The 25,872-nt window shown below is 57.0% G+C and carries 24 protein-coding genes; 8 read left to right on the top strand and 16 right to left on the bottom strand.

Features of this window, described 5'->3' with window-relative positions; all coding sequences use genetic code 11:
- Positions 1 to 271: 271 nt before the first annotated feature.
- Both GC127_RS18455 and GC127_RS18450 read left to right on the top strand, forming a co-directional pair.
- Complete coding sequence (locus GC127_RS18455) at positions 272 to 505, top strand: hypothetical protein (protein WP_199861283.1); 234 nt, start codon at positions 272 to 274, stop codon at positions 503 to 505.
- Positions 486 to 1,832, top strand: a complete 1,347-nt coding sequence (locus GC127_RS18450; RefSeq protein ID WP_151979321.1) for a reverse transcriptase domain-containing protein — start codon at positions 486 to 488, stop codon at positions 1,830 to 1,832. Before GC127_RS18455 ends, GC127_RS18450 begins: the two co-directional genes overlap by 20 nt.
- 375 nt (positions 1,833 to 2,207) lie before the next feature.
- Here GC127_RS18450 and GC127_RS18445 read toward each other — a convergent pair whose 3' ends face one another.
- From GC127_RS18445 to GC127_RS18430, 4 genes are all read right to left on the bottom strand, one after another.
- On the bottom strand, positions 2,208 to 3,023 hold the full coding sequence (locus tag GC127_RS18445) for a hypothetical protein (protein WP_151979320.1): 816 nt from the start codon (positions 3,021 to 3,023) through the stop codon (positions 2,208 to 2,210).
- A gap of 95 nt (positions 3,024 to 3,118) precedes the next feature.
- On the bottom strand, positions 3,119 to 3,703 hold the full coding sequence (locus GC127_RS18440) for a hypothetical protein (protein ID WP_151979319.1): 585 nt from the start codon (positions 3,701 to 3,703) through the stop codon (positions 3,119 to 3,121).
- A gap of 153 nt (positions 3,704 to 3,856) precedes the next feature.
- Complete coding sequence (locus tag GC127_RS18435; RefSeq protein WP_151979318.1) at positions 3,857 to 4,168, bottom strand: hypothetical protein; 312 nt, start codon at positions 4,166 to 4,168, stop codon at positions 3,857 to 3,859.
- Between the two features lie 38 nt (positions 4,169 to 4,206).
- Positions 4,207 to 4,548, bottom strand: a complete 342-nt coding sequence (locus GC127_RS18430) for a hypothetical protein (RefSeq protein WP_151979317.1) — start codon at positions 4,546 to 4,548, stop codon at positions 4,207 to 4,209.
- Positions 4,549 to 4,862: 314 nt separating this feature from the next.
- Between GC127_RS18430 and GC127_RS18425 the strand changes: the two genes are divergently transcribed.
- On the top strand, positions 4,863 to 5,279 hold the full coding sequence (locus tag GC127_RS18425; RefSeq protein ID WP_151979316.1) for a response regulator transcription factor: 417 nt from the start codon (positions 4,863 to 4,865) through the stop codon (positions 5,277 to 5,279).
- A 424-nt stretch (positions 5,280 to 5,703) separates the two neighbouring features.
- Here GC127_RS18425 and GC127_RS18420 read toward each other — a convergent pair whose 3' ends face one another.
- From GC127_RS18420 to GC127_RS18380, 9 genes are all read right to left on the bottom strand, one after another.
- Entirely contained in the window at positions 5,704 to 6,837 is a 1,134-nt protein-coding gene (locus tag GC127_RS18420; protein ID WP_151979315.1) for a hypothetical protein, read from the bottom strand.
- Positions 6,838 to 7,570: 733 nt separating this feature from the next.
- Complete coding sequence (locus GC127_RS18415) at positions 7,571 to 9,058, bottom strand: hypothetical protein (protein WP_151979239.1); 1,488 nt, start codon at positions 9,056 to 9,058, stop codon at positions 7,571 to 7,573.
- 311 nt (positions 9,059 to 9,369) lie between these two features.
- Entirely contained in the window at positions 9,370 to 10,653 is a 1,284-nt protein-coding gene (locus GC127_RS18410; RefSeq protein ID WP_151979238.1) for an MSMEG_0569 family flavin-dependent oxidoreductase, read from the bottom strand.
- The gene (locus GC127_RS18405; protein ID WP_081506053.1) at positions 10,635 to 10,913 is read right to left on the bottom strand and encodes an MSMEG_0570 family nitrogen starvation response protein; all 279 of its coding nucleotides are present in this window, start codon (positions 10,911 to 10,913) and stop codon (positions 10,635 to 10,637) included. Before GC127_RS18405 ends, GC127_RS18410 begins: the two co-directional genes overlap by 19 nt.
- Positions 10,906 to 11,880: a sll0787 family AIR synthase-like protein gene (locus tag GC127_RS18400; protein WP_151979237.1), complete on the bottom strand. Its 975-nt coding sequence runs from the start codon at positions 11,878 to 11,880 to the stop codon at positions 10,906 to 10,908. The genes GC127_RS18405 and GC127_RS18400 overlap by 8 nt, the downstream gene beginning before the upstream one ends.
- Complete coding sequence (locus tag GC127_RS18395; protein WP_081506051.1) at positions 11,877 to 12,422, bottom strand: MSMEG_0567/Sll0786 family nitrogen starvation N-acetyltransferase; 546 nt, start codon at positions 12,420 to 12,422, stop codon at positions 11,877 to 11,879. Before GC127_RS18395 ends, GC127_RS18400 begins: the two co-directional genes overlap by 4 nt.
- The gene (locus GC127_RS18390; RefSeq protein WP_151979236.1) at positions 12,419 to 13,540 is read right to left on the bottom strand and encodes an MSMEG_0568 family radical SAM protein; all 1,122 of its coding nucleotides are present in this window, start codon (positions 13,538 to 13,540) and stop codon (positions 12,419 to 12,421) included. Before GC127_RS18390 ends, GC127_RS18395 begins: the two co-directional genes overlap by 4 nt.
- A gap of 1 nt (position 13,541) precedes the next feature.
- Positions 13,542 to 14,507 (bottom strand): Nit6803 family nitrilase, encoded by a 966-nt coding sequence (locus GC127_RS18385; protein WP_151979235.1) that lies wholly within the window; start codon positions 14,505 to 14,507, stop codon positions 13,542 to 13,544.
- Between the two features lie 54 nt (positions 14,508 to 14,561).
- Complete coding sequence (locus GC127_RS18380; protein WP_081508496.1) at positions 14,562 to 15,044, bottom strand: MSMEG_0572/Sll0783 family nitrogen starvation response protein; 483 nt, start codon at positions 15,042 to 15,044, stop codon at positions 14,562 to 14,564.
- A 249-nt stretch (positions 15,045 to 15,293) separates the two neighbouring features.
- Between GC127_RS18380 and GC127_RS18375 the strand changes: the two genes are divergently transcribed.
- Positions 15,294 to 16,655 carry a PLP-dependent aminotransferase family protein gene (locus GC127_RS18375; protein WP_151979234.1) on the top strand — a complete coding sequence of 454 codons (1,362 nt, stop codon included), beginning with the start codon at positions 15,294 to 15,296 and terminating at the stop codon, positions 16,653 to 16,655.
- A gap of 292 nt (positions 16,656 to 16,947) precedes the next feature.
- On the opposite strand, the gene GC127_RS18370 is transcribed toward GC127_RS18375, so the two are convergent.
- Positions 16,948 to 17,370: a hypothetical protein gene (locus tag GC127_RS18370; protein ID WP_081508494.1), complete on the bottom strand. Its 423-nt coding sequence runs from the start codon at positions 17,368 to 17,370 to the stop codon at positions 16,948 to 16,950.
- Complete coding sequence (locus tag GC127_RS18365) at positions 17,371 to 17,853, bottom strand: hypothetical protein (RefSeq protein WP_151979233.1); 483 nt, start codon at positions 17,851 to 17,853, stop codon at positions 17,371 to 17,373.
- 497 nt (positions 17,854 to 18,350) lie between these two features.
- On the opposite strand from GC127_RS18365, the gene GC127_RS18355 reads away from it, so the two are divergent.
- From GC127_RS18355 to GC127_RS18345, 3 genes are all read left to right on the top strand, one after another.
- A complete protein-coding gene (locus GC127_RS18355) occupies positions 18,351 to 19,325 on the top strand; it encodes a helix-turn-helix transcriptional regulator (RefSeq protein WP_081508492.1) in 975 nt (324 codons plus the stop codon).
- 118 nt (positions 19,326 to 19,443) lie between these two features.
- On the top strand, positions 19,444 to 20,427 hold the full coding sequence (locus GC127_RS18350) for an MBL fold metallo-hydrolase (protein WP_081508491.1): 984 nt from the start codon (positions 19,444 to 19,446) through the stop codon (positions 20,425 to 20,427).
- A gap of 736 nt (positions 20,428 to 21,163) precedes the next feature.
- The gene (locus GC127_RS18345) at positions 21,164 to 21,943 is read left to right on the top strand and encodes a class I SAM-dependent methyltransferase (RefSeq protein ID WP_151979232.1); all 780 of its coding nucleotides are present in this window, start codon (positions 21,164 to 21,166) and stop codon (positions 21,941 to 21,943) included.
- A gap of 354 nt (positions 21,944 to 22,297) precedes the next feature.
- On the opposite strand, the gene GC127_RS18340 is transcribed toward GC127_RS18345, so the two are convergent.
- Positions 22,298 to 22,906, bottom strand: a complete 609-nt coding sequence (locus tag GC127_RS18340) for a response regulator transcription factor (protein WP_008282245.1) — start codon at positions 22,904 to 22,906, stop codon at positions 22,298 to 22,300.
- A 438-nt stretch (positions 22,907 to 23,344) separates the two neighbouring features.
- Here GC127_RS18340 and GC127_RS18335 point away from each other — a divergent pair, with 438 nt between their 5' ends.
- Positions 23,345 to 25,861, top strand: coding sequence for an ATP-binding protein (locus GC127_RS18335; protein WP_254700165.1), 2,517 nt, complete (start codon positions 23,345 to 23,347; stop codon positions 25,859 to 25,861).
- The last annotated feature ends 11 nt before the right edge of the window (positions 25,862 to 25,872 follow it).

The raw sequence follows: 25,872 nt of genomic DNA, 5'->3' as shown, positions 1-25,872 counted from the left end.
CACGGAGACCTCGCCAAGGTGGCGGTTGCCGCTGAGGTGTCTGTCGTCGCGGCAATGCCGTGCGCAGAGGATGGGCTGAGCCTGACCGTTGGCTTTGAAGCTGTGAATGCTCCGTCTTCTGACGGCCTCCAAGCAGCAGATAAGCATTCAAAGCGGCGGGCGTGGCCGGGGCGAAACGCGCTTGACACTGCGAAAAACCTGCTAACGTGGAAGGTGACGAAATGTGTAAACTTGCCCCGAAAAACCGGCTCGCCAGAGCTGGCTTACCGGCTTGCGCGGTATTTTGATCGTGCTCGCCGCAGCGTCCATGGTCGCCATGGCGTCCGACGTGAAGCTGGACCTGTCCATGCGGATCGTGCGCCACGGAGACCTCGCCAAGGTGGCGGTTGCCGCTGAGGTGTCTGTCGTCGCGGCAATGCCGTGCGCAGAGGATGGGTGTCCGTCAACGGTCGGGATTGTATGTGCGGAGGACCCGAGCGAAGAATATGGCGAAGACACTATTTGACGAAGTTAGAAGCGAACAAAATATCTTTTCGGCTTGGCGGCACGTGAAGCGCAGCGCTTTAACCTCCGGCAACGCCGATATTCGTGGCAAGGCCTCCGAGTTCGAGCATGCTCACCAGCGCCACCTTAAGCGTATTATCGGTCAACTACGCACGGGCAAGCTCTCCTTTGATCCTGTCGAGGGCGTCTTGAAGGACAAGCGCAAGCGTCTCGCAGCTGGTAAAGACCCACGTCCCATCGCAATATCGACAATACAGAACAGGGTCGTGCAGCGGGCAATCCTGCAGGTTCTACAGCCACGGCAGGCGCGCAACCTACGCGACCCGGACACTCGGTATGAGGCTGTTCGCGACGACAGGCTGGGACGCATCAACGACGTCAACCGAAGCGAATATGGCGTTGGAGGGTTGATCTATCCGCATGGCGGCGTTCGCCCCGCCATCGAGAAAATCATTACCGCGATGGACGATGGCGCGAAATTTTACTTCCAGTCCGACATTCAGGCCTTCTTCACCAAGATTCCGACAGACAAGGTGGTCGACTTCGTTAGAAGAGAAACTGGTGACGAAGCATTCGTTGGACTGTTCGCCACGGCTCTCGAAGTTCATCTGAGGAATGAGGACGAGCTTGTTGGCTATACGCACCTGTTCCCTAAGGGCGGAGTTGGCGTGGCCCAAGGGTCTTCGCTTTCAGCATTCGCGGGAAACGTGCTGCTTTACGAAATGGATCAGAAGCTAAACACTATGGGCGTGACGGCTGTGAGATACATCGACGATATTCTCATGGTAAGTGCAGACTTGGCTTCCATCGACGTTGCCAAGGCCTATGCGGAAAAAACGCTTACCAACTTTGGTTTCGGCCTCTATACGCCCGCAGACGGCGCGGAGAAAGCTGCCCAAGGGGAGTGCAGCAAGTCCATCAATTTCCTTGGCTGCACGCTTCAGCCGAAGAGATGTGTCCCCAGCAAGAAGTCCATCGAAAACATGAGGGATGGTGTCCAAGAGGCGCTTTCATCTTCGAAGGCTGCGATTAAGGCAGCGCTTGCGAAGGGCACCCTCCTCAATCCCAAGCATTCACAAAGCGCCACTTTAGATTCTTTAGGTAAGCGCATATATGGCTGGCAAAAATCCTTCGCCTTCTGCAATCAACGTCAACCCTTTGAGCACCTCGACGACTACGTTGCTAAACAGGTAGCGGACTACCATGCCATGGTAAGTCGGCTGCTTGGGAAGACCGATCATCGGGTAAAGGCGATGATACTTGGCGTCCCTTCGACAGCAGATATGTTCGACAACGCCCGGGAAAAAACCACGAAAAAAGAAGATTGAGCTTGCTGCCGTTTCGTTATTTCTCGCGCTCACTGCCATTAGTCCGTCGCACCGCGACCGTCCGCTTCCCGCCCTCCTGGTCGATGGACCCATCTATGCTGCAACCTGCATCTGGGTCTGCCCCGGGCTGCGGAGCGGTCATGCGCTGAGCTATCCATGAAGGGCAGTTGTGGGCCGATCGCGTTGTTGCGACGGCAAAAGGCCATTCCATCCTGCTGGATGCCTGAATGTCGGTGATGGCTCGAAGCCGCCATTGGAAATTTCTTTTCTGTTAGCGAACACGGCCTGGCGGGCGCGGTTCAACATATCTTAACTGAACAAGCCGGAATGTTGCGATCCCGAAAATGGATCGCAACTATAGAGCGTTCAGGCGCCTTAAAGATCCAGTTTCGATGGGGCGTCAGCACCTGTCCCGGCAATCGCGGCGTTGATCTGCTTGGCTGCCTCGATCCGGTCAGTGTCGCGCAGGGCATAATCCACAAGGGTAAACCGGATAAGTGTGTGGGACATCTGCTGCTTAAAGGCTACCTCATAGATCACCGAACAGCCGGTTACGACCGTCGAGGGGTCAATGATCTGAAACTGGGCCGGACCACCGCAGTTTTCCGGCATTGCGGTGATCTCGCCTGCGGCGATTTTTGTGCCATCAACACCGTGGATCCAAATGGCGCGATCAAAGCCGAGGTCCTTGTCGATCAAGGTCGGCTCACCGAACTCGTCGATCACTTGCTTGCGCAGGGCCTCAAGGCTTGGCGCTTCAGGCAAAGGGATGCCGAGGCTGCGTGAGACGGACACCGCGACATTACCCGTAGCGGCGGTCGATAATGACCCCTGCATGAATTCATACTTCACCTTGTCTTGGTAGGTATACGGGTTGTCATAGCCGTGGGTCTGAAACCCGTATTTGACATTCAGCCCGAGTTTTGTGCCACCACTCGTCACTGTCATCACACCTTCTTGCGGGTAAAGCGGAATACCCCTCGCAGTGGCAGTAGCGGCGATCTCTTCATAGCTTGCACCCGGGGCCAGATCGAGAATCCGATATGGATGGTCAATGGTGATCGTGGCCGGATCGACTGCCAGTGTCAGGTCGAACGAAAAGGCCGGGGACGCCGCAAGAATGGCCGCTACGACCATCGGTAGGCGACGCAGGTTGAATTTCAGATTCGTTGCCGAAAATCTTGGGGTCATGCACGAGGTCCTTAAAAAATTGGTTGCCGAATGGGATGCGGATGGGGCGTGGCTTGGCACGTGCTACGTTAAGCACCGCGATGAGGGAACGATAATCATTGGCCTGTGACGAGGCGGAAAATGGAGACCGCGCGGTCGTATTTCAGGTTCCGGGCGAGGGTGACCACCTTGGCTCCATAGCGAATCCTGACCCGATACCGCCGTTTGGCCGACGATGCCGCGAGGGCGACTGACGCCCCGGCGAGGGCTGACGTGGTGGCATTCGCGAGGGTTCCGATGGCTGCCACCGACGCCCCTGCAACGCCGGTGCCACCGATGATGAAACCCGGCTGTCCGACGTAGGACACGGACTTATCCATGGGATTGTCGATCAGGACTTCGGATACGCGCGCCAGATCATAATCGACGCCATCTTTGATGATCGATGCTGGCGTGAAGGTGAAGCCTTGCGTTTGAAAAACTTTGTAGACCACGAAAGCAAGCACGCCGAACAGGCAAATCGGGATGAACCACAAGAATGCCGGAAGAACGGACAACAGCACCAATAAAATGATCAACGTCGAAACAGGCAAGACAAAATAGGCAGCCCACGACAGACCATCGCCCTTGAACTTGATGTGCCGCTTTTCGCCCTCATTGGTGACCGTATATCCAAGATCGTATCCCGCCTGTTTAACCATCTGCTACTCCTGTGAATTATTATTCGCCGCGCACATAGGTGCGGGCCGCAGCACCCTTTCGGGTGCATGTGTTGGTGGTGATTTTGGCCGCTTCGGCGAGGAGTCAGGCGGATCAGACCTCAGCCAGACAAGCGCCCGACCATGGGCCTGCCGTCAATCGTTCAGCCGTTTGCATTCGAAGGTATCGCCACTCGCGGGTGAGTGCCAGATCAGGGAGTCAGCCGTAACGTCAAACATGGCAAATCTGTATCCGTCTGTCATCTCTGCGCCCCAGGCATCGTCAGCAATTTTCTCGACACTCTTGACGTTAATCTTTTGGCCGCTCACGACATACGTCGATCCATCGAGGCTAAAATGCATGATTTCGCAGTCCCATTTTCCAAATACGGGCACGTTTGTTTCGGCCATAGCGCCTGAGGCACATGCAAGGGCAACGATACAGGCAGCGGAAAATTTCAATCTCATTTCTAGGGCCCTCTTGAGCGAATGGTTCTGAAAAACAATTACCAAGCGCAGAGCTTGGCGTTGGCGTTGGTCCAACAGGCGCCATCCCGGGTAAGCTTTCCCAAAGGATCATGGGCACGGTTTTCCCCGAGAATACCGTTCCAATGTGCCGATGCCTTTCCACCGCCTTCGACATAGACATAAGCAAAATGCTTGCCGCTTTCGCCGGTGATCTGAAAACTGCCATCGCCGCTCCCCAACGGGGCGAAATCGCATGGGCCATCGATGTAGGTCTTACCCTCGACCTGCAGGAGACATTTCGCCGGGCGCGCCTGCGCGGGTAGTGCCGCGAACAGCACTACAAAGCTTGCGAAAATTGAAAGTGATGGCTTGTTTTTCATAACTGAATCCAATGGTTAACAGGTTCGCGGCAACGTTAGAGAAACGTCGCACAACTTTCGCGAGACAGAAATACCCTAAAAAGGTGGTAGCCATTGCGCCAACTCGTCCGGCATGCCAAGTTGTCGTCGCGGATGGCAAATTCTGTCCGTGGGGCGTGGAATCCCCTTTGATGCGTAGCTCGGTCGTTTAGCGGCCGGGTGACCATTGCGTATGTCCAAGCGAAAGCCAAAGGCAATGGTGCCTCGGGCTACGCACGAGGATTCCAACATCCGGCTTTGACCGGGCCGCCTCTAGAGTGTGTGGAGGCGAGTATATGTTTATCAATTTTCAGTTCTGTCCGCGGCCCACCCGCGCGAACGGTGATCATCCTCTAAACGGCGCGCATGCCGAACTTGTAAGCGGCCATGCGTCAAAACTTGGCTGGCGCACTGCTTCGGATGTGCGTTTCAGCCAATCAATCAAGACAGACGCAGCGCTAGACTTGACGCCTTTCGAGGCTACCGAGACTGCATATCAAGCTCGGTTGCCTTTGCCTTCCCTCTCTCCTCGCGAGAAGGAAGTGCTGGTATGGGCAGGCCGTGGAAAATCAGCATGGGAAACCGCGCGGCTGCTTGATCTTTCAGAGTCGACCGTCAAAACCTATATCCGCAACGCCTGCGGACGCCTTGGGGTAAAGAACAAAACCCACGCGGTCGCCATCTGCCTCACGCATGGCCTGTTTCGGATCTGACCACCAAAGACGGCCTGATCGCTCCATTCTTCACGGTTTGTAGGACGTGTCGCGCTCCAGAAACTCTGCCATGACCCTGCGGATTACTTCCGGACGCGTAGGCAAGTCTTCTTGCGTCCGGCGATACTCATCAATGGCTGCGATCATCGCGGGCTAAATCCGGATCATCACCGGTTCTGAGCCGGTCGGCGGGCGGCCCATTTTCTTTTCCGAGTGGACACGCTTGTTCTCAGGAAGCTGCTCGATCTTCAGATTACATCATTATGACTCGAACAAACCACGGCAAGAGCGGTAACTCGCGCCCGAGCCCTAACCAAGCCATACTTTCTAGGACCCAACATGGTGATTGCGAAAGCCGTATTGGCACGGTTCGCTGAACTGGCCCGAAAATAAGACACGCGGACAGGTTAGACGAACGGTCATGTCAATGTGCGGGTCCAGCACCGAACCGAGAGAGCAGTCTGCGGAAATTGGCGTCGCTGTCGTCTCCCTTCCACCGGTTGGCGAACCAGCACACGACCTGAATATTCCCCTTTTCGTAACCGAGGTCGCTGTCGATCCGGTCCGGCGACGCCTTCATATCGGAATCCGCGATGGCAGGTGGCAGGTCGAGAGGCAGGCCTGTTAAAGCACAGAGCCCTTTCTGCGCGTGAATGAGTTCGGCCACATGAGCTTCGAGCTCTTGGCGGCCCATCGAAGTCGACTTTGGCTTAACGCGTCGCTCCACAATCTGGCCGTTGGCGCCCGATACGGTGGAGAGAATGTTGCCCGCAATTTCGTAGGCTGCCATCTCTGCGGGACCATAGCTGGAAATTGGTCCATTCTTTGATGTTCCTTCGGCCCGGTTACCTCTCGACCAACTTCCAAGCACCCAGAGGAAAGAATGTGCATCGATCAATCGTAGCCTGGGATCATCTAAGGCCTCCTCCAGCATAGGGCGAAGTCCGTGAACGATCCGCAGGAATCCCGCATAATTCTCCCAGCTGCATTTCTGGACCAGTGGGTAGTCGATCCCAAGTTCAGTTAATCCGGCTTGCAGCCCTCTGGGACGCAACGGCGTGAACCTGTCAATATTTTTGAGAAAGAAGAAATACCCGATCAAGGGATAGTTGCGGCCGAAAAGGTCGACGGCTACAGAAAAGAGGTTCGCATCGGCAGCTGTATTGGCCTCGGCATAGAGGGCGAGAAAGAAGCCTTCCATCTCCGCGGTGCGACGTTCGCCGAGAGCTTTCTCGAGGGGAAATTGTGCGCGTGTGTCGGGACCATTGCGATCATCTATCGTCAGCAAATTGTTGCCTGGAACGGTAATGGCCTGCACCATCGCGGTAAGGATCTTCCCGCTTCCAACGTCGCTTGACGTCCAACTTTCGCTGCCCATGCGCCGCCTCGCGATCGCGTGATTCCGGGCCTTGTAGCCCTCTTCCCCATCAAGCACGCCCTGCCGAAAAGAGACGAAGTTCCGCCCGCCGACTTCGTTGACCGCCACGATTTCACGGAAAAGTTCAAGCGCATCCGCGAGGATGGCGTGGGACACTGGAGGTTCTGGATTATCGATCATGGAGACCCAGCCAAATGTGGATTTCGTGGAATATGCCGTGCAGCGCCGTTTTGCGCAATGCCTACGATCAGGAAGGCCAGTTCGACGAAGTCAGCCAACTCAGTTTTCAGACACCTTGGTAAGAAATAGAGTATCGGCACTGTAGTTCACGCGACCGCAGCTCAATCCTGAACGCTGTTTCCGCCGACCTCATCATCTCGCATGGCATGCGAAAACCGCCAGCGTTCAATCGATGTCCTCTCTCCATGCTTCCAGAAAATCCGCCAATATCCGCCGCATCGCCTCCGGGCGGGTCGGGACATCATCTAACGTTCGTCGATAAGCATCAATCTCACTGATCATCTCGGGTTCCATTCGGATCATCACTCCCCGCCCCGGGCTCGACCCGGGGCCTCTCTCCCCCCCAATCACCAAAGCGCGGAATCAAGGTGCCGCAGGCACCGCCGCGCAGCGCCCGTCCGCCCCGTCGCACCAAAGGTGCGCCGCTTCACCTCGGCACGCCTCTGGCGTGACGGGCGGGCGCTTTTGCAACGCCTCAGTTCCTTGAAAACGCGGGGGTATTTGGCAGACATAAACTGCCAGCCAACACCGCAGCAGCGCCCCCCCGGCGGACAGGTGCTGTGCGGCTTGGGGTTGCGCGCAAATGTAGTTTCTGACTATTGATTGATGCTCAGAAGCTTTTGAAGCACTAAAGCCCCATTATCGCGCGACTTCGGTGTTCGATATTAAGTCGTTATTCTTCTTCGTTGATGTCGTCTTGCTGTGAAAACGCCTTGCCCTGCTTAATTCGCAGCCCGTCACGGTACAGCATGGGAATCTTGTGATTAGCACCGAACTCCTCGAGAAAGCCAACGTCTACCAATGATTGTACGATAGTCGCGTAATTTTCCAAATTACCAATAGTGTCTTTGAGGGTGGCAGGATTGTGCTCTGACTTGCCATCCCGAAAGTTCTCGATGATCGGAATTAGCTCATCTGCTTCTGCTAGAAGTGTATCTTGCACCCTTTGTTCAGACAATTGAGTGAATGCTCTTTTTACCGACTCAGCTTCAATTATCGGCCCTCGGCCCGGCTCAATTTGCCTAGATTCCCGATGCTCTCTTCTGAGTTGAGAGTCTTTAGCCTTATTAAGTAAATCAATAAGGTTTCTAGGAGGCCTATTGTTGTTTCCATCACGGATTCGGCTCATAATCCAGCGTTCCGTTGATGGCTTGCGATCCCCTACATCAATCTGGTTAGGGAACAGTACTGACAGAACCCTCCCCTCATCTGCGCCTTGGCCAATAAAATCAATTAATTCGTCATCTTGAAGTAGCCGACGGGTGATCATGCTCCAAAGATCCTCGTCGTCCCAGACAATTTCGATCCTTCTTGAATTAATATGTGTAAGGTTAACGAAACCACCTTTGATAAGTCTTCGAAACAAATCCTTTCGCAGAAATAGCTTGAGCCGTATACTTTGAAAGCTGGTTAGATCAAGATAACATCTTAGTAGAGCACGAAGCGCTGGAACCTCAATTTTTGGGCTCCCAGCGAAAGCCTCATCTAGGCGATCGAACAGAACCCAAATCCCAAGGTCTACTGACGCAACGGCATCATTCAGTACTTTAAGATATTCACCATTGTATATTATTGAGCCTTTTTCCTTCTCAGAGCCAAATTCAACCCTTGGGGTGACTACAGGCATGCCAGATTCTGTTAAAGTAAATTGAGTTTCAAAAGCCTTCGGCGTCATCATTCTTTGAATAATGCCGTACAGCCTTCCGAAAATCGTCTCCGGAGAAACGTCCGTTGCAGCCAAATCAAGGTGCGTGAGTGTATCATAAAGATGACTAATTTCGGGATTATAATCCTTAGAGTAAATATCGATGATCCAATTTCCAAGTAAAGAAAATATGTAAGCCTTCCAAAAGGTTCGATATTGATCTTCGGTGAGTTCTGGGCCTGAAAGTAATCTTTGGAAAACCGGATCGCCATGCGGGTTAAAAGCGTCGACTATTTCAATGTCTTCCAACTGCGGGTAGGCCCGATAGTTACGTTTTAGAATTCTGTATATCGCCGTTTTACCTGTTCCCTTATCACCCGAAATGATGTCGCCAGTGTCAGAAATGACAGAGCGAAATGTCTCCGTTTCTATGAAATACTTTTCAAGCTCATTATCAAATTCAGCAACGGAAGCGCCAAGATTTACTTTGCGGAGAATTTCACGTGCATTTGCCATAATCGCTCAACCTCTAATGGAACTTCTAACATGTCGACGATTTTTCTTGTCTGCGCAAATAGATTAGCACAAGTCCCTAATATTAAATCTAGAGTGTATTTCTCTGCACCCCCCAAACCTTACAAACCCCCCTCACAAACCTTGCACGCCCCCCACACGACAGCCCCATATCCCGGGCGATCATCGCCGCATGGGTGCGATTTTTGGCGCTGACCCGCCCCCAAAGGTGCGCCGCAGCCCTTTCGCAGGTCTCTGGCGCGAAGCCCTCTGCGCGGTGCCTGTCCGAAATTAAGACAGGCCCAATTGCGTATTCACCCTCCGACCTGACGGCGTCGTTGGGACATGGGATAGTGTCGCACGATTGACTGCACAACATGGGCGGCGTCCTCTGCCACGCCGAGGAACCGACCGGACCCCCACGTGTGCAACCAGCCAAGACCCAGAAAATAAACGCCTTTCTCAGTGCAGACGCCGCGCTGATGCACGGGCCGGCCGCGCGAGTCGAGGCAATCGACCTTCAACCAATCATAATTCGGGCGGAACCCGATGCACCAAAGAACCGAGGTGATGCCCTCCGCCACAGCGTCGATCTGCGTGATCTCGGCCTTGGGGCGCCACACCTTTTCAAAAGGCGGCTCTACCGGTGCCTCAATACCCTCACGCGCGATAAAGTCGTCGATCATGGTTCGGATCCCGACATAGCTTTTGTCGGCGGCATCAAGATTATCTGCAAGATCGGGGAGAAAGCGAATGGTCGCCCCGTCCATATCCGCGACCGACCCGTACATCTGCAGCCCATCCAGCGCAAAGCGGCGCAGGTCGATCTCGTGACCGCCATCGCGACCGGACATATAGTGGTTGGTTTTCGCCTCGGTGCCCTTCGGGTCGGGTTGCTGGTCGATGGTGATGTCGTAATAGCCCATCTGATGCAACCAGTCCGTCGCATCCTTGCCGCGATACCAGCGCGGGCTGCGGGGCGCCGGCCCCACCGCAAGGCGCACGTCGCGGCCCGCGATGATCATATCCTCCATCATCTGGACACCTGATTGCCCTGTCCCTACAACAAGACAGGTGCCATCAGGAATGTCCGAGGGGCGTCGATAGAATTTTGAGTGAATTTGACGGATCGAGGGATCGAGCCTGTCCGCAAAGGGCGGCGTTATGGGCAGATCATACCCACCGGATGCGATGATGACATGATCCGCCGTCCACAGCCCCTGATCGGTGTCCACTTCAAAGATGTCGTCAATTTTTTCCACGCGCTCGACCGTCACCCCTTCGCGTAGCGGGGCCTCAAAGCTGTTGCAGAACCCTTCAACATATTCAACGATCTCATCCTTGAGCATAAAGCCCTCGGGATCGTCGCCTTGATACGGAAAATCAGGCAGTTTGCATTGCCAGTTGGGCGTCACAAGGCAAAAGCTGTCCCACCGGTCCTCTTTCCATGCGTGAAAGCGTTTGTACCGCTCCAGAACGACGTGATCGATCCCAGCCTGGCACAGGTAGTAGGATGCCGACATGCCCGCTTGGCCAGCCCCGACGATCAAGACAGCGACATGGGTGCGGGCGTGCGGTATCAGCGTATGGACAGGCATGTGACAATCTCCTGAGGATCAAAGCGGGACACGGCAGCGGCGATTTTGGCGGCCTGCGCGTCAGCGGATGAACAGCGAAACCCGAACTTGGCTTCGACCCGCTGCGCAGCAAGCTCAAGCGCCACTCGGCTCCGCTCGTGAAATTCGGCCACCTTGTAGCTTTCGCGCGCCGTCAGATGGTCGTGGATGACAGTGGACGGGGAATAGCAATCTTCCTCTACCCCATCAGGCCAGCGGATGCGGAAAATGGCTTCAGGCATAGGCAATTTCCTTTGCGGGCGGCAGGCCAAGATAGGGCTGCGCGGCGTGGTCCCAGATGGGGTGCTCGTCAACGCCGTCCGACAGGCTCAGGACTGAACCTGCGGTAACCGCGCCGATAACCTCGGCCCCAATGCCCCGCGCGTGAAAGCGTGACAGAACCGCGTCAACATTTGCAGGCGTGGCCGTCAGCAGAAAGCCAAAGCTGGGAAAGGCGGTCATCCAGCGGGTCAGATCACCATCGGGCGGCGTGATCTTGGCAGGGTCGATGCTGATCCCGACGCCCGAGCATTCCGCCAGCATCAACGCCGTGCCCGCGATCCCACCCTGACTGATGTCCTTTCCAGCCGTGACAAGACCAGACTCGGCCAGGAGCGGCAGAATTTCCATATCGCCGCGCAAACGGTCGTGCGGCGCGTCGAGAAAGGCGGGGAAGTTGCTAGTCTTCCCCGCATATCCACCGCGCCGGTCGGCGCATGCAATCACCACGTCGCCGGGGCCTGCGTCAAAACTGGTGATCAACGCGCGCGCCCGGCCCCAGATTGCAGCGGCAAGCTGTGGCTGCTCGGTGCGCAGGTTGGTGTGGCCGCCGACAATCGGAATGCCATAAGCCGCCGACGCCTCCTTCATCCCGCGCAAGATTTCAGCCGCTGTTGCTGCATCGGGGGCCCAAAGCGCGTTGGTCACCGCAATAGGCCGACCGCCCATCGCGAGGATGTCGGACATGTTGACCATCACCGCGCACCATCCTGCAAACCAAGGGGCGCTTGCGACGAAATCGTTCATGAACCCTTCTGTCGCCATCAACTGCCAGCCGTCACCATCCGCGATGGCTGCAGCATCGTCGCCGGGGCGACCAAAGCTGTCTTGGGTCAAACCAAGGGCCGCACAGGCCACGTCGATGTCACGCTTGCCCGTTACATTCGGGTTCGTGGCAAGACTTGCGGCAAGAGCGGCGATGTCTGTCATCCCGTGGTCTTTCGGGTCAGGGCCATCCACCCGCGAGCCGGGTCCTCAATGGCGGGATATTTGCTCAGATCGGCCCGCATCTTCATATGCGGATGCCCGTGCAGGTCCCGCTGACCCAGCGATGTCCAGTTGAGTTTCTCGAACAGCGGAACGTTTTGCATCTGCACAAAGGCCAAGAAAAGCTTGCACCCGCGACCATGCGCCGTGCCAACAGCCAACCTGATCAGCTCTGCGCCAAGACGCCCGACACGGCGGTATTCGGGGGCCACAGCCAACCGCGAGCCCCACCAGACGTCTTTGTCGGCCTCGTGAATGCGAACCGTGCCCACAACCTCATCCGCTTCCGAGGCCATTGTCGACACGGCAACCAGAGGCAGGGCGTGGCGGTCGATCTCATCGCGGTCGTGATCTGCGAAAATGCCCTGTTCCGTGACGAATGTCCGGTGCCGCAACGACGCCGCCGCCCCGATTTCCCAAGGCGCTGTCGCCTGCCTGATCAAGAACTCGGGGGTCACAAAGGCTGCGGGGCGCTCGATGATCATGACGAGGCCTCCTGCAAGGCGGGCCGCTTGAACTTTTCAAAGGCCGACAGCGCCGAACAGGCCCCGCAGCGCCCACAACCGGCCTTTATATCCTCAGCCCGCATGCCCCGATCGACGATCATCTGCGACAATGGCCCCAGAATTCTGTGCATAAAGGCCGAGCTGGGCGCCGGGTGGCTTTCCAGCGGTGTGCCAGAGACAGGCACAAAGGGCACAACAAACGGATATACCCCAATGGCGGTCAGGCGTTCACACATCGACAGGATGGCCTCTTCGGTATCCCCCAACCCTGCAAGGATATAGGTCGACACCTGCCCCCAGCCGAAAACCTCGACCGCTGCGCCGAAACTGTCGAAATACTTTTCAAGCGACACCTGCGTCTTGCCGGGCATGATCTGCTGACGCAACTCCGGGGTGACGACCTCAAGATGCATGCCAAGGCTGTCAATCCCGGCCTCTTTCATCCTTCGGTGCCACGCGTCATCCTCTGGCGGTTCGCACTGCGCCTGTAGCGGCAGATCAACAGCGGCGCGGATCGCCTCGGCGCTCTCTACCAGCACCTTGGCCCCACGATCCTTGCCCGCAGGCGTGCCGGTCGTCATGACCATGTGTTTGACCCCGTCCAGTTGCACGGCGGCGCGGGCAACCTCGGCCAATTGGGCAGGGGTCTTATGCGCAATCGTGCGCCCGGCGGCGAGGCTTTGGCCAATCGCGCAGAACTTGCAGGTCTTCTTGCGGCTTTCATAGCGAATACAGGTTTGCAGGACGGTGGTGGCCAGAACATCCTTGGCGTGCAACTGCGCAATATGTCCGTAGGGCACGCCATCGGCCGTGGACAGATCCAGAAACTTGGCCCGCTTCGGGAATTCCACATCCGCAAAAAAGGCACCGTCCTTCATCACGCGGGACCGGCCGTTCGCATCCGGCGCTTCGACCAGATAGGGCGAGTCAAAGGCGCTTGCCGTATGAACCGGGATCATCACGGTCATGCCGCTGATCGTTACGGCCTTATGGTCCGTCGGCCCGGCACCGCCCCGGCGGCTGTCCGCCCCAGCCTTGGGATCGACAAGGCGCATGCCGCGCGTTTGCAGGTCGTTGATGATATCTCCGGTTTGCATGTCAGTCCTCCAAGGGGATCGGCTGAAATTGCGCGCCTGTGCCTGTCGTGTGGCGGGCCGGCGTCAGGTCGGTGTTGTGATTTAAGGACAGCAGTTCGGGCCGGGCGTAATGCCCCACCGAATCCATCATCCGCTTGCGCTTGGTCACAAGCCCGAGGTCAAGATCACCGTATAGGATGCCTTCGCCTTCGGTCAGCGGGGGCACGACATGGCGACCCTCCGGCGTGATGATGCAGGTCATGCAACCATCGCGCAGCGCCTTTTGCAGGGCAGGATCGGGTGTCACGCTGTCAATCTGTTCATCGGTCAGCCAGCCGGTTGCGTTCACAACAAAGCAGCCCGATTCCAGCGCATGGTGGCGCATGCTGACTTCGATCTGCTCGCCAAAGACGGGCCCAACCAGCGATCCGGGGAATTGCGCAACGTGTATTTCCTCGTGCTGGGTCATCAGGGCATAGCGGGCCAGCGGATTGTAATGCTCCCAACAGGCCAATGCGCCCACGCGTCCCACACGGGTCTCCACAACCTTCAGGCCCGCGCCATCACCCTGCCCCCACACCATACGTTCGTGATAGGTGGGCGTGATCTTGCGCCGCTTGAGAAGCAGCGTGCCATTCGCATCAAAAATGAGCTGCGCATTATAAAGCGATCCGTGGTCCCGCTCGTTCACGCCAAGCACGACAACCACGCCGTGATGCGCACAGCGCTCCGCGACACGTCGCGTGTCGTCAGACGGGACGGTTACAGCCTGCTCATACAAATGCAGGTGCGGCTTGCCCTGTTGGCACGGCGGCAGAACAAAGGAAAAATATGGGTAAAACGGGACAAAGGTCTCGGGGAACACGATCAGATCGGCCCCGTTTCCCGCAGCCTCGTCAATCGCGTCAAGCACGCGGGCCATTGTTTTCTCACGGCTGGTCAGATCGGGGGCGATCTGGACTGCAGCCGCCTTCACGCTGCGGGACATGTGATCCCTCCAAAACAAAAGGGCCGAGGCAATCATTGCCTCGGCGCTGTTGGCTTACACGGTCCAGGTGTCGACGATGACCGCATTGTCGCGCACATGCAAAAGCTTCAGGTCGAGAACGTCCTGAGGTGCTATCGGAATGATGCCGGGCAGCAGCGATGGCTCGCCATGGCCATAAAGCGCCTGCAACGCAAAGCGGCAGGCATAGACCTTGCTGCCCTCGGCCATGAACTTCTTGAGGTTGTCCGCAAAGTTCTGGTGGCCCGGAAAGGCCGCGTCGCCCAGCGTCGGAAAGCCGCGCTGAAGACCCAGCGTGACACCCGGACCATAAAGCAGAATTGATGTCTCGAACCCCTTGCGCGCCAGACGGATCGCATTGAGCATATTCACCAACCCGATAGACCCTTCAAAGGCAACGGTGTGAAACGTAACCAGCGCCTTCTGGCCCGGTTCGGCTTTGACGTCCTCAAATACCTTTTCTTCATAGTCGACGAAAAAGTCGCCGTCCTTGTGCTTCTCTTGCGTGACTGCTGGCATGTGTTCGCTCCCTTGGATGTCAGGCCACTGCGGGCCAATTGATGTTGAGCAACCATGGAAGCGCCGCGATCATACATTCAATTATCAATTCAATTATGCATACAATTTTTTTCCTCATCGCAGAATTTCTGCTATTTTTGAGCAGTTCAGCATAGAAAACGGCCGCCTGACTAACGCATTTCCACGATTGTACGGCTCAATACATACAATCCACTTCAATGCATGCGCGCACGGCGCTAAGGTTTTTCCATGACAGACTGGACACCGATTCTCCGCCCCGGAGGCCTGCCGCGCTATATCCAACTGGCCGACGCAATCGGCACAGCCATTGCCAATGGCACGCTGCACGACGGGGCACGCTTGCCCCCGCAACGCATGCTGGCCAAGCGCCTCGGCATAGATTTCACGACGGTCTCGCGCGGCTATGCAGAGGCGCGGCATCGCAGGCTGGTCTATAGCCATGTCGGTCGCGGCACCTTCGTCATCGGCAAGACGCTCGTCGATCCGCAGCGGGAACAGCGCCGCGCCGCCGATATGGATCTGACCATGAATTTGCCGCCAGAAACCGAAGACCCGGTGCTGCTGGCGCGAATGCAAGCAGGCATGCAGACCGTCACTGCCAATCTAATCGACTTGTTGCGATACCAATCCTCAACCGGCGGCCAGATCGACAAAGAAGCCGCGTCAAACTGGTTGTCGCTGCGCGGACTGGTGCCGTCACTCGACCGGATCGCCGTCACGCCCGGCGCTCATCCCACGATCGTCGCGATTCTGATGAGTTTGGCCAAACCCGGAGATTGCGTGCTCTGCGAAGACATTACCTATCCCGGCATCCGCACCATCTGCGCGCGGCTCGGATTGCGCCTTATCGGTCTGCCCGGCGATGCCGAAGGCATTGATCCTGATGCGCTCGATACGGCCATTCGGAACCATCGGCCCAAAGCGCTCTATCTCAATCCGACGCTCAACAATCCGACGACGCGCACCATCTCTCTCGCGCGGCGTCAGTCTATCGCGGATGTGCTCCTCGCCCATCGTTTGCAGCTGATCGAAGACGACGCCTATGGCTTCATTCCGCCCCAGCCCCCCGCACCGCTGGCAAGCTTTGCGCCGGATCTCGTCTGGCATATCGGCGGGCTCGCCAAATGCATCGGGGCCGGTCTGCGGCTGGCCTATACGGTCGCACCGTCCAGCCATGCCGCCCGCGAACTGGCCCATCAGATCAAGATCATCTCTGTCATGCCCTCCCCCTTGATGATGGCCCTTGTGACCCGGTGGATTTTGGACGGCACCGCAGATGGCATCAGACGTTTCATCCGCGACGAGAGCCAGAAACGCCAAGCCATCGCAGCCGAGGTCCTCGCAGGCTACCAATTCGAAGCGGCACCAAACGCCTTCAACGTGTGGCTGCACCTGCCCCAAGGCGTCACGCGCGCCGACATCATCGGACGCATGGCCGGCACCGGGGTCGGCCTCATGCCCTCAGACGCGTTTACCGTGTCCGGAGTACCCTCCGAAGCGATACGGGTCTGTCTGGGGGGGCAAATCAAGCAAAGCCAACTCCGGGATGCCATGGGCCTGTTGGCCTACCTCATGTCGAGCCAAACCTGAAACGCCTCCCTCTCACGCCTAGCCCCTCCATCGCAATGCCGCGCCAACGCACCACCCGTCCGTTCCGCCCGGCTCACATCCACTTTTCAGCCAACCGCGCCAGCGCAACCGGTTCCAAAACGTTCATAAAACCCCACGGCCATCTCCCGCGACAGGCTTTGAGAGCCACGCGCCCAACCCTCAACCCGTCACTCCTCTGCCAATCAGGACTGCCCGCTGAATGACGCCAGCCATAATCTATGCGGCTCGCTTCTGATCTCCGTTCTTCCACAACTAAATGAGCCGCCGCTCATTACTGCGGCTGGCCCAGATCCAGCGCAATCAAATGCGCCACATGGTCCGGCCCACATGACAGCTTCTGTGCGACCTTGCTTTCAGGCGTCACCACCCGCCAGAATGGCACAACCTCTTCGATCCGTTTACCCTCTTCAAGGTCGCGCAAGCTTACCTCTGCGACCACGCGAAGATATATGGCTGTTGTCACTGGGCACATCGACTGCGCCCCTGCTTTGCGGGCCAACTCGTTGCGAAGCCGTGCAATCGTCCGCGTTTCGCCCTTGGGGATCTTTGCGAGATACGTGGCAACATCACCCGGTGACGAGATTAGCATCGTCGTCCCAGCCTTCACCCCTGCAAAATCGCTGTGGAGCATGACAATATGCGGCGGCTTTGCAGCGCCAAACCGTTTGCGCCAATCTGTCGGCTTCTTTGCCATCTACTGTTCCTCAACTCGGGCTTTCAACTTGGCCAAATACGTGGTCGCGAACTCCGTCGGATCAAACAACAAACGAGCCATAATCCGCCCCAAAGGAGAGGGAACAGTCACACGTTCGACCACTGCGATGCGTGTGCCCCCTGAAACCGGTTCCAAAAGCGCCTGCCACTCACCGGAGTAGCCAGCATCCGACGTGAAGCGCAACGATATCCGATCCGCGGACATGTCGTCGGCAACAAAGTCGATCCGCTCCCCGCGCGATGTCATCTCGAACCATCCCGTCTCTGTCCGTGTGACAGTGCCCAAATCGCGCCATTCTGGTTGTGTCTCCACATCTGCAATCACCGCAAGCACCAGATCAGGCGGCGCCGCAATGGTTGTTTCCGCGCGACCTTCGCGCGTTGCCGGCAAGAGCCACCCAATCAAGAGGATCAGGACCACGAGCAGTGCCACTGCGACAAGAGACAAGATCAAGATTCGCATATACGTGCCTCCAAATCGTTTCCCTTGAGTATATCGACCCGTGCGAACGCTCAGAAGTATCTCAATATTTCTTTATTTCTTTCAGATGGTTACACTGCTTCTTAGCTTCCACAGGTCGCAACCATCGTCTTCATGACGCAAGAAACAGCGAACCCGGCGGGTTACTCCGCCGGGCCCTTGGGGAGACCCCGATCCTCAGAACGGGATCACCTCCTCGCGGTCGGCCAGCTCGGGATTTTCACTCTCGGCCGACTTCGGGCGGCTTCAGGCAAGTCGACCTTCTCAGCGATGATCTCGCGGCCGTAGCGGTCGTTCCCCATGCGGGAGGTCCATCCAGCTCGCAGTGGATGCGCCCCTTGAAGCACGTGATGCGATGCCAACCGGGCGTCAAGTTTCCACTTGCAAACTGCTCATTACCTTTGAAGGGTTAGGGAACACTAACTTTTGGCGTTTCATGATGACCGACTGCGGCCAGAGATTTAGGATGCCTGTTATAAATGGAACAAGACGTAACAAGGAGCGAACCGACAGTTTCCGCTGAAACCCTCGCCAAGTGGCAGTTTTTGGTTGATCAGATTTCTAAGATTGCAGACGTTCCAGCAACGCTGATCATGCACACGCGCGAACAACAGCACAGTGTTTTTGTAAAAAGCGCAGGCAATATCAACCCCTATCTTAAGGGGCAATCCTTCCAACTTCACGACAAGTTGTACTGTTCTGGCGTGTTCCAACGAGACGGTGAACTCTGCGTCGAAGACGCCACGCAAGACCCGCATTGGCATGACAATCCTGACATGGAGTTCGGGATGAGCTTTTATGTCGGGTTGCCGCTTAAATGGCCGGATGGTTCGAATTTCGGCACCATCTGCATGCTGGACCGGTTCACAAATCAGCGTGCGTTGCAGTTTCGCGAGGGGTTGCGGCACTTTTGTCAGATTATCGAGGACGACTTGGCCATGCTTGAGGAAATCGAGCGGCGGAAACGGGCAGAGGCGCGTTTGCAGAAAGAACTGGACTTGCGTGAAGACCTTGTTGAAGCACGAACAAAAGACCTGGAGGAGGCCAACACTGCGTTGCGCGTGCTTTTGAAAGGTGTCGAACGATCCAAAACAGAAATCGAGGAGCGTGTCGCGCAGCAGATCAAAGGGTTGGTCTTGCCGCATGTTTCGCGGTTGCGGCAGTTGAATGCAGATGACGAGCGCGCGCGCTCATATCTCGACACCCTCGAAGCGAATCTCAAAAACATCACGTCGGCATTTTCGGGAAAGTTGGCTGTGGCTTTGGAGAGGTTGACGCCAACGGAATCAGAGATTGCTCAATTGGTCGCACAAGGGCGCAGCACAAAAGAAATCGCAAAGACCCTGTCCCGCGGCACCAGCACAATTGATTTCCATCGCAACAACATCCGACAGAAACTTGGCCTGACCCATGGTCGCAGAAACCTCCAGAAATATCTGGAGAATTTGAAATAGTATGGGGAAACCCCCAATATTGAACCCACAGTATTCTAGCACCCTGACCAGCCCACCGTGCCCTATCCTCGAACCATCCGCGCAACGGGCGGTGGATCACAACAGGGAAATCAAAACGATGGACAAGAAAGATCTCAAGCCAATCACAATGAACGGGCAAAAAGACGATCTGGCCCCCGGCCTGTCACGACGGTCCTTTTTCATGGCTGCCGGTGCGGCTGGCGTAGGCAGCGCGGCGAGCCTGCTGACGTCGACCTCTGCTCAGGCTCAATCGACGGACTGGACCCAGCCGGGCAACAACAACCACGTCATTGAGCTTCAAAGCGCGACAAGTTTTCCCGACGGTGCGGTCGGCATCGAATACTTTGGCCACTGCGCATTCAAGATCACGTCACCGGGCGGTGCGACCGTGGTGGTTGATCCGTGGCGGGACGATCCATCGGGCGCTTGGGGTTTGTGGTTCAAGTACAAGTTTCCCGAAACGGTGACTGATATCACGCTCTCCACGCATACGCACTTTGATCATGACGCTATCGACCGGCCGGTTTCGACCATGGTGCTTGACCGTATGGTCGGCACGTTTGAATTCGCTGACCTTAAGATCACCGGCTTTGCGGACAAACACGTTTGCAAGGCCCCCGGCTACTACGACTGGACCAATGCCCTTGCGGAATTCGGCGCCGAAGCCTGTGCGCCCAACAATGTCAGCCACATGGATATGGTTGTGTACGTGATCGAAACAGGGGGCATTCGCACGTTGATCTGGGGCGATAACCGTGCAGATCCCGGTCCTGGTTTTTGGGAGGCCATCGGCCGGGTTGATGTATTGACGATACCGGTGGATGGCTCAGAGCATATCCTGTCTTACGAGCAGGCGAATGCAATTGTTGACCGCCTCAAGCCCAAGGTTATCGTACCGACCCACTACCTGAACGAAACCTCCACTTACACCCTGTCCACACTGCGCCATGCGGATGATTGGGTGAAAGACCAAAAAAGCTTCAAGCTGCTCGACAGCGCCAATCTCTCGCTGAACGCAGCCGAGGTTGCTGCAATGGATCGTGAGTTCATGTACTTTGGCAGCAACGTCTCAACTGCATAAACTGGCCAAAGCATGTCACAGTGCGAACCTTGGAAGCTAAGCGTTCAAGGTTCGCTCATACCACTAAGACCTGAGCGCAGACATCCAATCACGTGCTCTAAAGCGCCGCGATGTCCCGCTCTGCGGAGAGCGGTCACCTCAACCGCAGAGGCCTGCAGTGCCGCGCCTTCCCGCGGCCTTCAACGCTGCGATGAAGCGTAGAAGAGCGGCCATTCGTGTAAAGGGCGGCAATGTCGATGGTTCACAAGCGGCAAAGAAGAACCTGCGCGCGCGAGCAGGCCTCACATCGGTCGACCACTCGCGTCGCGCGTCACCCCCGGCCATCACCCTGCAGTTGGCCGAAGTGGTAGTCATAGCTCCGAGGTTCAGGGCTATTCTTACCGCCATTCAACCATCGTGAGTGTCGCCACCATGCGCGTGACTGGCAAATTGGCGAAAGTCCAAGCAACGCGGCAAGACAGCCCTGTCCGCCACGTTGCGAAACTTGCCGGCTGACAAAGGTGGTGGGCAGTCGCAGTACAATCAACGCACATTCAAACACCGTGGCGACTGCTCTAGGGACTGAGAGCGCAATACACTTGATGTGGCAGCAATATAAGACAAAAATGACACTAAGCAGCAAGTCACTTGAGCAAAGTCGGGTCGGTTGTGAAGCAATGAGTCTGAAGCCTACGGGAGCAATTTAATGTCGATATCGGATCAGCTGATCACCCAACGCCGCGCAGAACCTGCAAAAATGCGCGAAGAAATGCGCCAAGTATTGACCGAAAAGGAACAACAGACGCTAGGGATCAATATGGGTGCCGGGTCCGACCATCCCCGTGCTTGGGTCGGCCCCCCGTTTATTTACGATCTGCTGGGGGCGATGCAGTTCCAGCTGCTGATCGATCTGGGCATGCGCGAAAACCATAAGTTTCTGGATGTAGGTTGCGGCAGCCTGCGGTTGGGCCGTCTGGCGATTAACTACCTGCTTGAAAACCGGTATTTTGGTCTGGAACCCAACGTCGACATTCTGAACCGCGGATGCGAGATGCACTTTGGCGCGGATATCGAGAAATCGCAGGTCATCGCAAAGAAAAAGGCGACTTTCGCCCATAACACAGACTTTGATTTTTCGCTGACAGGTGGGCCGGTGGATTTCGTTTTTGCGCAATCCATCGCGTCGCACACTGGACCAGCCATGACCGTGAAACTGCTCAAGGCGATTGCCGACGTGTCACACGACGATACCGTCAGCATGGTGACCTATATCCGCTGCGGAATGCCTTCCAAGTCGAATACCAAAGAAGGCTGGTTCTATCCCGAATGCGTGACCTATACTGATCAGGCGTTTGGCGCCTTCGCACGGCAGGCTGGGCTGCACGCCTATCGCACGGTATGGCCCGCGACAAATATCCGCGAGGACGGTCTGGTCACCACACAGCACCCGACGATCCTAACGAAACGGCCGTGGAAACCACGCCTAAACCAACGCATGACCGCGTCGCTGTTTGAGGGCATCCAAAAAATCAACTGACCAAAGCCCCCGCCCCACAAGGTGTGGAACATCCGGGTTAGCGAGTTTTCCAGAGACCCGCGCGTTGATCATGGTTACTGGGCGTCATTCGCAGACCACGCAACTGCGTCTTCGAACAGCTTCGATCAAACTTACCTAGCGCTCGGTTGTGTGGATCTGAAAAGCCACTTAACTCAAATCGACGGAACATACGAACGCGTGCACAAACGACCGCGCCTCACCCCTCACGAAAATCCGCCCCGAGGTTTCACCCATTCCGGGCCCCGATCTCAAACAGGTCGGAACCACCGGCCAACGGCCCCCCAGACCTTACAAAACCCACGTACAGACCTTACCGACCTTACACGCGAACTCTTATGTCAGCCCCATGTCTCGGGCGATCATGGCCGCGTGGGTGCGGTTTTTGGCGCCGAGTTTGCGGGACAGAGTTTTGAGGTGCAGCTTGACTGTAACCTCTTGAATATCAAGGTCTCTTGCGATTTCCTTGTTGGATTTTCCGTGCAGGATGCCGACCAACACATCGGTCTCTCTGGGCGTCAGGCGCACCGGCCCCTCCGCCTCCGACTCTCCGGTTTCCAGAAAATCTAGCGGTGTGTAGGTTTCACCCAACAACATATGGTGTACCGCGGCCACCAAAGACTGCGGATCAAGCGTCTTGGGCAAGAACCCCGCCGCCCCCGATCTCAGCGCCCTGCGCCCAATCTCCGCCGTCGCCGTCCCCGACAAAATCGCCACCGGACATTTCGCCCGCGCTTTCATCACCCCAAGGCCTGTCAGGGAATCCATACCCGGCATCATAAGGTCGAGCAGAACCAATTGAAAAGGCCCGTTTTTTTCTTGAACATCCAGCGCCGCCCCAAGGCTTTCGGCGACATGCACCTCAAACCCACCCTGCGCGCGCAGGTAGGCGGCGATCATTTCCCGGACCAGATCATGGTCGTCGGCCAACAAGAGCTTGGTCATCGGCGCGTCCTTCCTTCTGCCACCTCAAAATTCCTTTTTTTCTCATTTTTCAACACGTAAGCAAGCTGCCGAACCATGACAATCCTTTGATAACCCTAAGCGGGTATGTCCCGCCTACCCTATAACCGGCAAGTTCCGTGCCAAGCCGTCAACTCCCCTATCTTTAGGGATAGGGGGGTGGTCAAACGGTGGAAAAGAAGCAAATACCAAAGATGGTATAAGAATGTGGCCTGTCCTGATGACCCCGCGTGACAAGGAACTCCTCCGGTTGATATACTCTACACACGCAAAAGCTGAAGATCACTCGGAAACTGTCTCAGCCGCGCCGCGCCGAAGGATCAGATCCACCCAAACTACCTTTTGTCCAAGTATTCCAGTGTAAGGCCCGACATGCACGTCCCCTCCTCCCGCAGGTTCCCCCGTCTGAACAGACTGCTTGTGATCCTGCTGGGCCTGTTTGCAGCGGGGTGCATGCTGGCTGCGGTGCTGTTGACAAGCCGCGTCTATGTGCAACTGGACGAGTATCGAAGCGCCAGCCAAGACAACCTGCATTGGACCACCTCACGGCTGGAGGTAGACCAGCTTAAATTCCTCGCCTCTCTCTATGCGCTCACCGGACCCGAAGAAAATCTGGTCGACCAAGTGCGCCGCCAGTTCGATATCCTCTACAGCCGCGCAACCGCCCTCCGGGATGGCCGCGTATACCGCGAGGTGCTGGAACTGGATATTGCACATGCAGACCTTGATCGCGTGTCCGAACTCTTGGCCAGTATGGTGCCTATCATTGACGGTGATCCGGGCGATATCTTCAAGGAACGGGCACGGCTGATCCAGCTTGGAAGCCGGATGGCAGATCCGATCCGCAACATTGCTGCGCGGGGTCTTGCGGCGGATGCGCAGCGCTCGGATTCCGAACGCGCGGCGCTGACCGCCAAAATCCTGAGCCTTGCCGTTCTGATCTTGATGATGCTGGCCGCGCTGTCCTCTCTCTTGCTTTTGGTGTGGCGCGTCTACCGCAGCTACCGTATGCAGGCAGAGCAAAACATAAGCAAATCCAATAGACTAACAACCATTCTTAACACGTCACAGGATGCCGTGCTTGTGGTTGGGGTCGACGGCTGGATCGAAGACACGAATGCGCGTGCGGATGATCTTTTGGCGCTGACGGATCGGCTGACGGCACGCATAGACTTGGGCGACGTGCTGTTCTGCAAGGGAGAAGATGGGACGTTGAAGCCCCTTTCCGGTAAACTCTTGCGTGACACCTGCGCCAGTGGCCCGTCGCGGCGCGAGGACGTGATCGTACGCAATCTGGAAGGGCGTGAATTTGCGGCGGAACTTTCGGCTGATCTCGCGCGACAGGGTGAGGGCGATATCTGCATCCTCTTCATCCGGGACATCTCGGAACGTCTGGCTGCCGAGGCTGAAATAGATCGCTCCCGCGAACAGGCCCTAGCGGGAGAGCGGGCCAAGGCGCGGTTTCTGGCCATGATCAGCCACGAAATGCGCACGCCACTGAACGGCATCCTGGGCGCGCTAGAGCTCTTGGGGGATACCGGGCTTACCCCGGAACAAGAGAAATTCACCCGCATCATGCGCTCCTCGGGCCAGCTCTTGCTGACGCAGATCACCGATGCGCTCGACCTGACACAGGCCGCCGCGCGTCAAATCGTGTTGCGCCCCGCCGCCTTTGACCTCGACCAACTTTTGGCAGAGCTGACGGAAACCCAACAAGGTCCAGCGCAGGCACGCGGCAACAGCCTGCGTCTGCTGGCCCCCCAAGACGGCTTCGGGCGTGTCACCGGGGACAGAGCGCGGATTTATCAGGTTCTACTCAACCTTGTCTCGAATGCGATCAAGTTCACGCGGGATGGGGAAATCACCCTCGACGTGAGCCGCCTGTCATCCAAAGACACCGAACCAGACATGATCGAGTTTCAGGTGATTGACACGGGCATCGGCATAAGCGCCGACAATCTACCAAATGTGTTTGAAGATTTCATGCGGGTTCAGGACACAACAGGCGACCGACCCGAGGGGACGGGGCTGGGTCTTGGCATCGCGCGCCAACTCGTCAAGCTGATGAAAGGCACCATTGGCGTTGAGAGCGAACTTGGCGAAGGCAGCCTTTTTTGGGTCCGCCTGCCGCTGCCCGCCGCATCGGCCGTCGTAGGCCCCAAACCCAAGGCGATCGTTGCCCCTGCCCCCGTTTCCGCCCCCCTGCGCGCGCTCGACGTTCTGGTGGTCGAGGATAATGCCACCAATCGCGTTGTGCTGGAAGGCATGCTGACAGGCGATGGCCACAAGGTGCATCTGGCCTGCGATGGGATCGAAGGTGTGGATTGCGCCCAAATAAGGCGTTTTGACCTGATTTTGATGGATATCAGCATGCCACGCATGGACGGGCGTGAAGCGACGCTCCACATCCGCGCAAGTCAGGGGCCGAATGCGCGCACGCCCATCGTGGCGCTCACAGCCCATGTGCGCGCAGAGGATCGCGGCGACCTCAAGAATATGGGCTTTGACCGGGTCGAGACCAAACCCCTGCGCCGCGAGGCGCTGCGCGCGCTGCTGATGCAGATTGGATCAGCCCCTTCGGCCCCCGTGGACCAACCCTGCCATGTTGACCCGAGTTACATGGAACAACTGCGCGCCGCCTTGCCGCAAGACCGCATCGACCGCCTCTTGGTAGAATTTGAAGCCGAAGGCGAGGCCATTCTGGACGGTCTGAACCGCGATGCTCCGCTAAGCGGAACGGATCTTGCGGATCGCATCCACAAGCTGGCGGGCACGGCGGCGGCGACGGGCGGGCTTGCCTTGCAGGCCCTTCTGGGGCGCGCGGAATCCGCCCTGCGCGGCGGCGATACAGCCGAGGCGCAGACAGCCATTCTGGCCCTGCCCGACCTCTTGCAAGAGACGCTCCGCCAACTGAACGGCCACAATCGCGCGGGCTGAAACGCGCACAA

It is taken from the genome of Roseovarius sp. EC-HK134 (assembly GCF_902498815.1).
Classification (GTDB): domain Bacteria; phylum Pseudomonadota; class Alphaproteobacteria; order Rhodobacterales; family Rhodobacteraceae; genus Roseovarius; species Roseovarius mucosus_A.
The sequence above is the reverse complement of the archived record's forward strand: the minus strand, read 5'-3'. Positions and strand labels throughout refer to the sequence as shown.

What these genes read in the sequence shown, in the direction of transcription:
- GC127_RS18345 (WP_151979232.1), top strand. Translation starts at nt 21,164, where the DNA reads ATGCGCGAAGAAATGCGCCAAGTATTGACCGAAAAGGAACAACAGACG.
- GC127_RS18370 (WP_081508494.1), bottom strand. Translation starts at nt 17,370, where the DNA reads ATGGCAAAGAAGCCGACAGATTGGCGCAAACGGTTTGGCGCTGCAAAG.
- GC127_RS18380 (WP_081508496.1), bottom strand. Translation starts at nt 15,044, where the DNA reads ATGCCAGCAGTCACGCAAGAGAAGCACAAGGACGGCGACTTTTTCGTC.
- GC127_RS18375 (WP_151979234.1), top strand. Translation starts at nt 15,294, where the DNA reads ATGACAGACTGGACACCGATTCTCCGCCCCGGAGGCCTGCCGCGCTAT.
- GC127_RS18420 (WP_151979315.1), bottom strand. Translation starts at nt 6,837, where the DNA reads ATGATCGATAATCCAGAACCTCCAGTGTCCCACGCCATCCTCGCGGAT.
- GC127_RS18350 (WP_081508491.1), top strand. Translation starts at nt 19,444, where the DNA reads ATGGACAAGAAAGATCTCAAGCCAATCACAATGAACGGGCAAAAAGAC.
- GC127_RS18365 (WP_151979233.1), bottom strand. Translation starts at nt 17,853, where the DNA reads ATGCGAATCTTGATCTTGTCTCTTGTCGCAGTGGCACTGCTCGTGGTC.
- GC127_RS18430 (WP_151979317.1), bottom strand. Translation starts at nt 4,548, where the DNA reads ATGAAAAACAAGCCATCACTTTCAATTTTCGCAAGCTTTGTAGTGCTG.
- GC127_RS18340 (WP_008282245.1), bottom strand. Translation starts at nt 22,906, where the DNA reads ATGACCAAGCTCTTGTTGGCCGACGACCATGATCTGGTCCGGGAAATG.
- GC127_RS18415 (WP_151979239.1), bottom strand. Translation starts at nt 9,058, where the DNA reads ATGGCAAATGCACGTGAAATTCTCCGCAAAGTAAATCTTGGCGCTTCC.
- GC127_RS18405 (WP_081506053.1), bottom strand. Translation starts at nt 10,913, where the DNA reads ATGCCTGAAGCCATTTTCCGCATCCGCTGGCCTGATGGGGTAGAGGAA.
- GC127_RS18395 (WP_081506051.1), bottom strand. Translation starts at nt 12,422, where the DNA reads ATGATCATCGAGCGCCCCGCAGCCTTTGTGACCCCCGAGTTCTTGATC.
- GC127_RS18385 (WP_151979235.1), bottom strand. Translation starts at nt 14,507, where the DNA reads ATGTCCCGCAGCGTGAAGGCGGCTGCAGTCCAGATCGCCCCCGATCTG.
- GC127_RS18410 (WP_151979238.1), bottom strand. Translation starts at nt 10,653, where the DNA reads ATGCCTGTCCATACGCTGATACCGCACGCCCGCACCCATGTCGCTGTC.
- GC127_RS18445 (WP_151979320.1), bottom strand. Translation starts at nt 3,023, where the DNA reads ATGACCCCAAGATTTTCGGCAACGAATCTGAAATTCAACCTGCGTCGC.
- GC127_RS18435 (WP_151979318.1), bottom strand. Translation starts at nt 4,168, where the DNA reads ATGAGATTGAAATTTTCCGCTGCCTGTATCGTTGCCCTTGCATGTGCC.
- GC127_RS18425 (WP_151979316.1), top strand. Translation starts at nt 4,863, where the DNA reads ATGTTTATCAATTTTCAGTTCTGTCCGCGGCCCACCCGCGCGAACGGT.
- GC127_RS18390 (WP_151979236.1), bottom strand. Translation starts at nt 13,540, where the DNA reads ATGCAAACCGGAGATATCATCAACGACCTGCAAACGCGCGGCATGCGC.
- GC127_RS18400 (WP_151979237.1), bottom strand. Translation starts at nt 11,880, where the DNA reads ATGACAGACATCGCCGCTCTTGCCGCAAGTCTTGCCACGAACCCGAAT.
- GC127_RS18440 (WP_151979319.1), bottom strand. Translation starts at nt 3,703, where the DNA reads ATGGTTAAACAGGCGGGATACGATCTTGGATATACGGTCACCAATGAG.
- GC127_RS18450 (WP_151979321.1), top strand. Translation starts at nt 486, where the DNA reads ATGGCGAAGACACTATTTGACGAAGTTAGAAGCGAACAAAATATCTTT.
- GC127_RS18355 (WP_081508492.1), top strand. Translation starts at nt 18,351, where the DNA reads ATGGAACAAGACGTAACAAGGAGCGAACCGACAGTTTCCGCTGAAACC.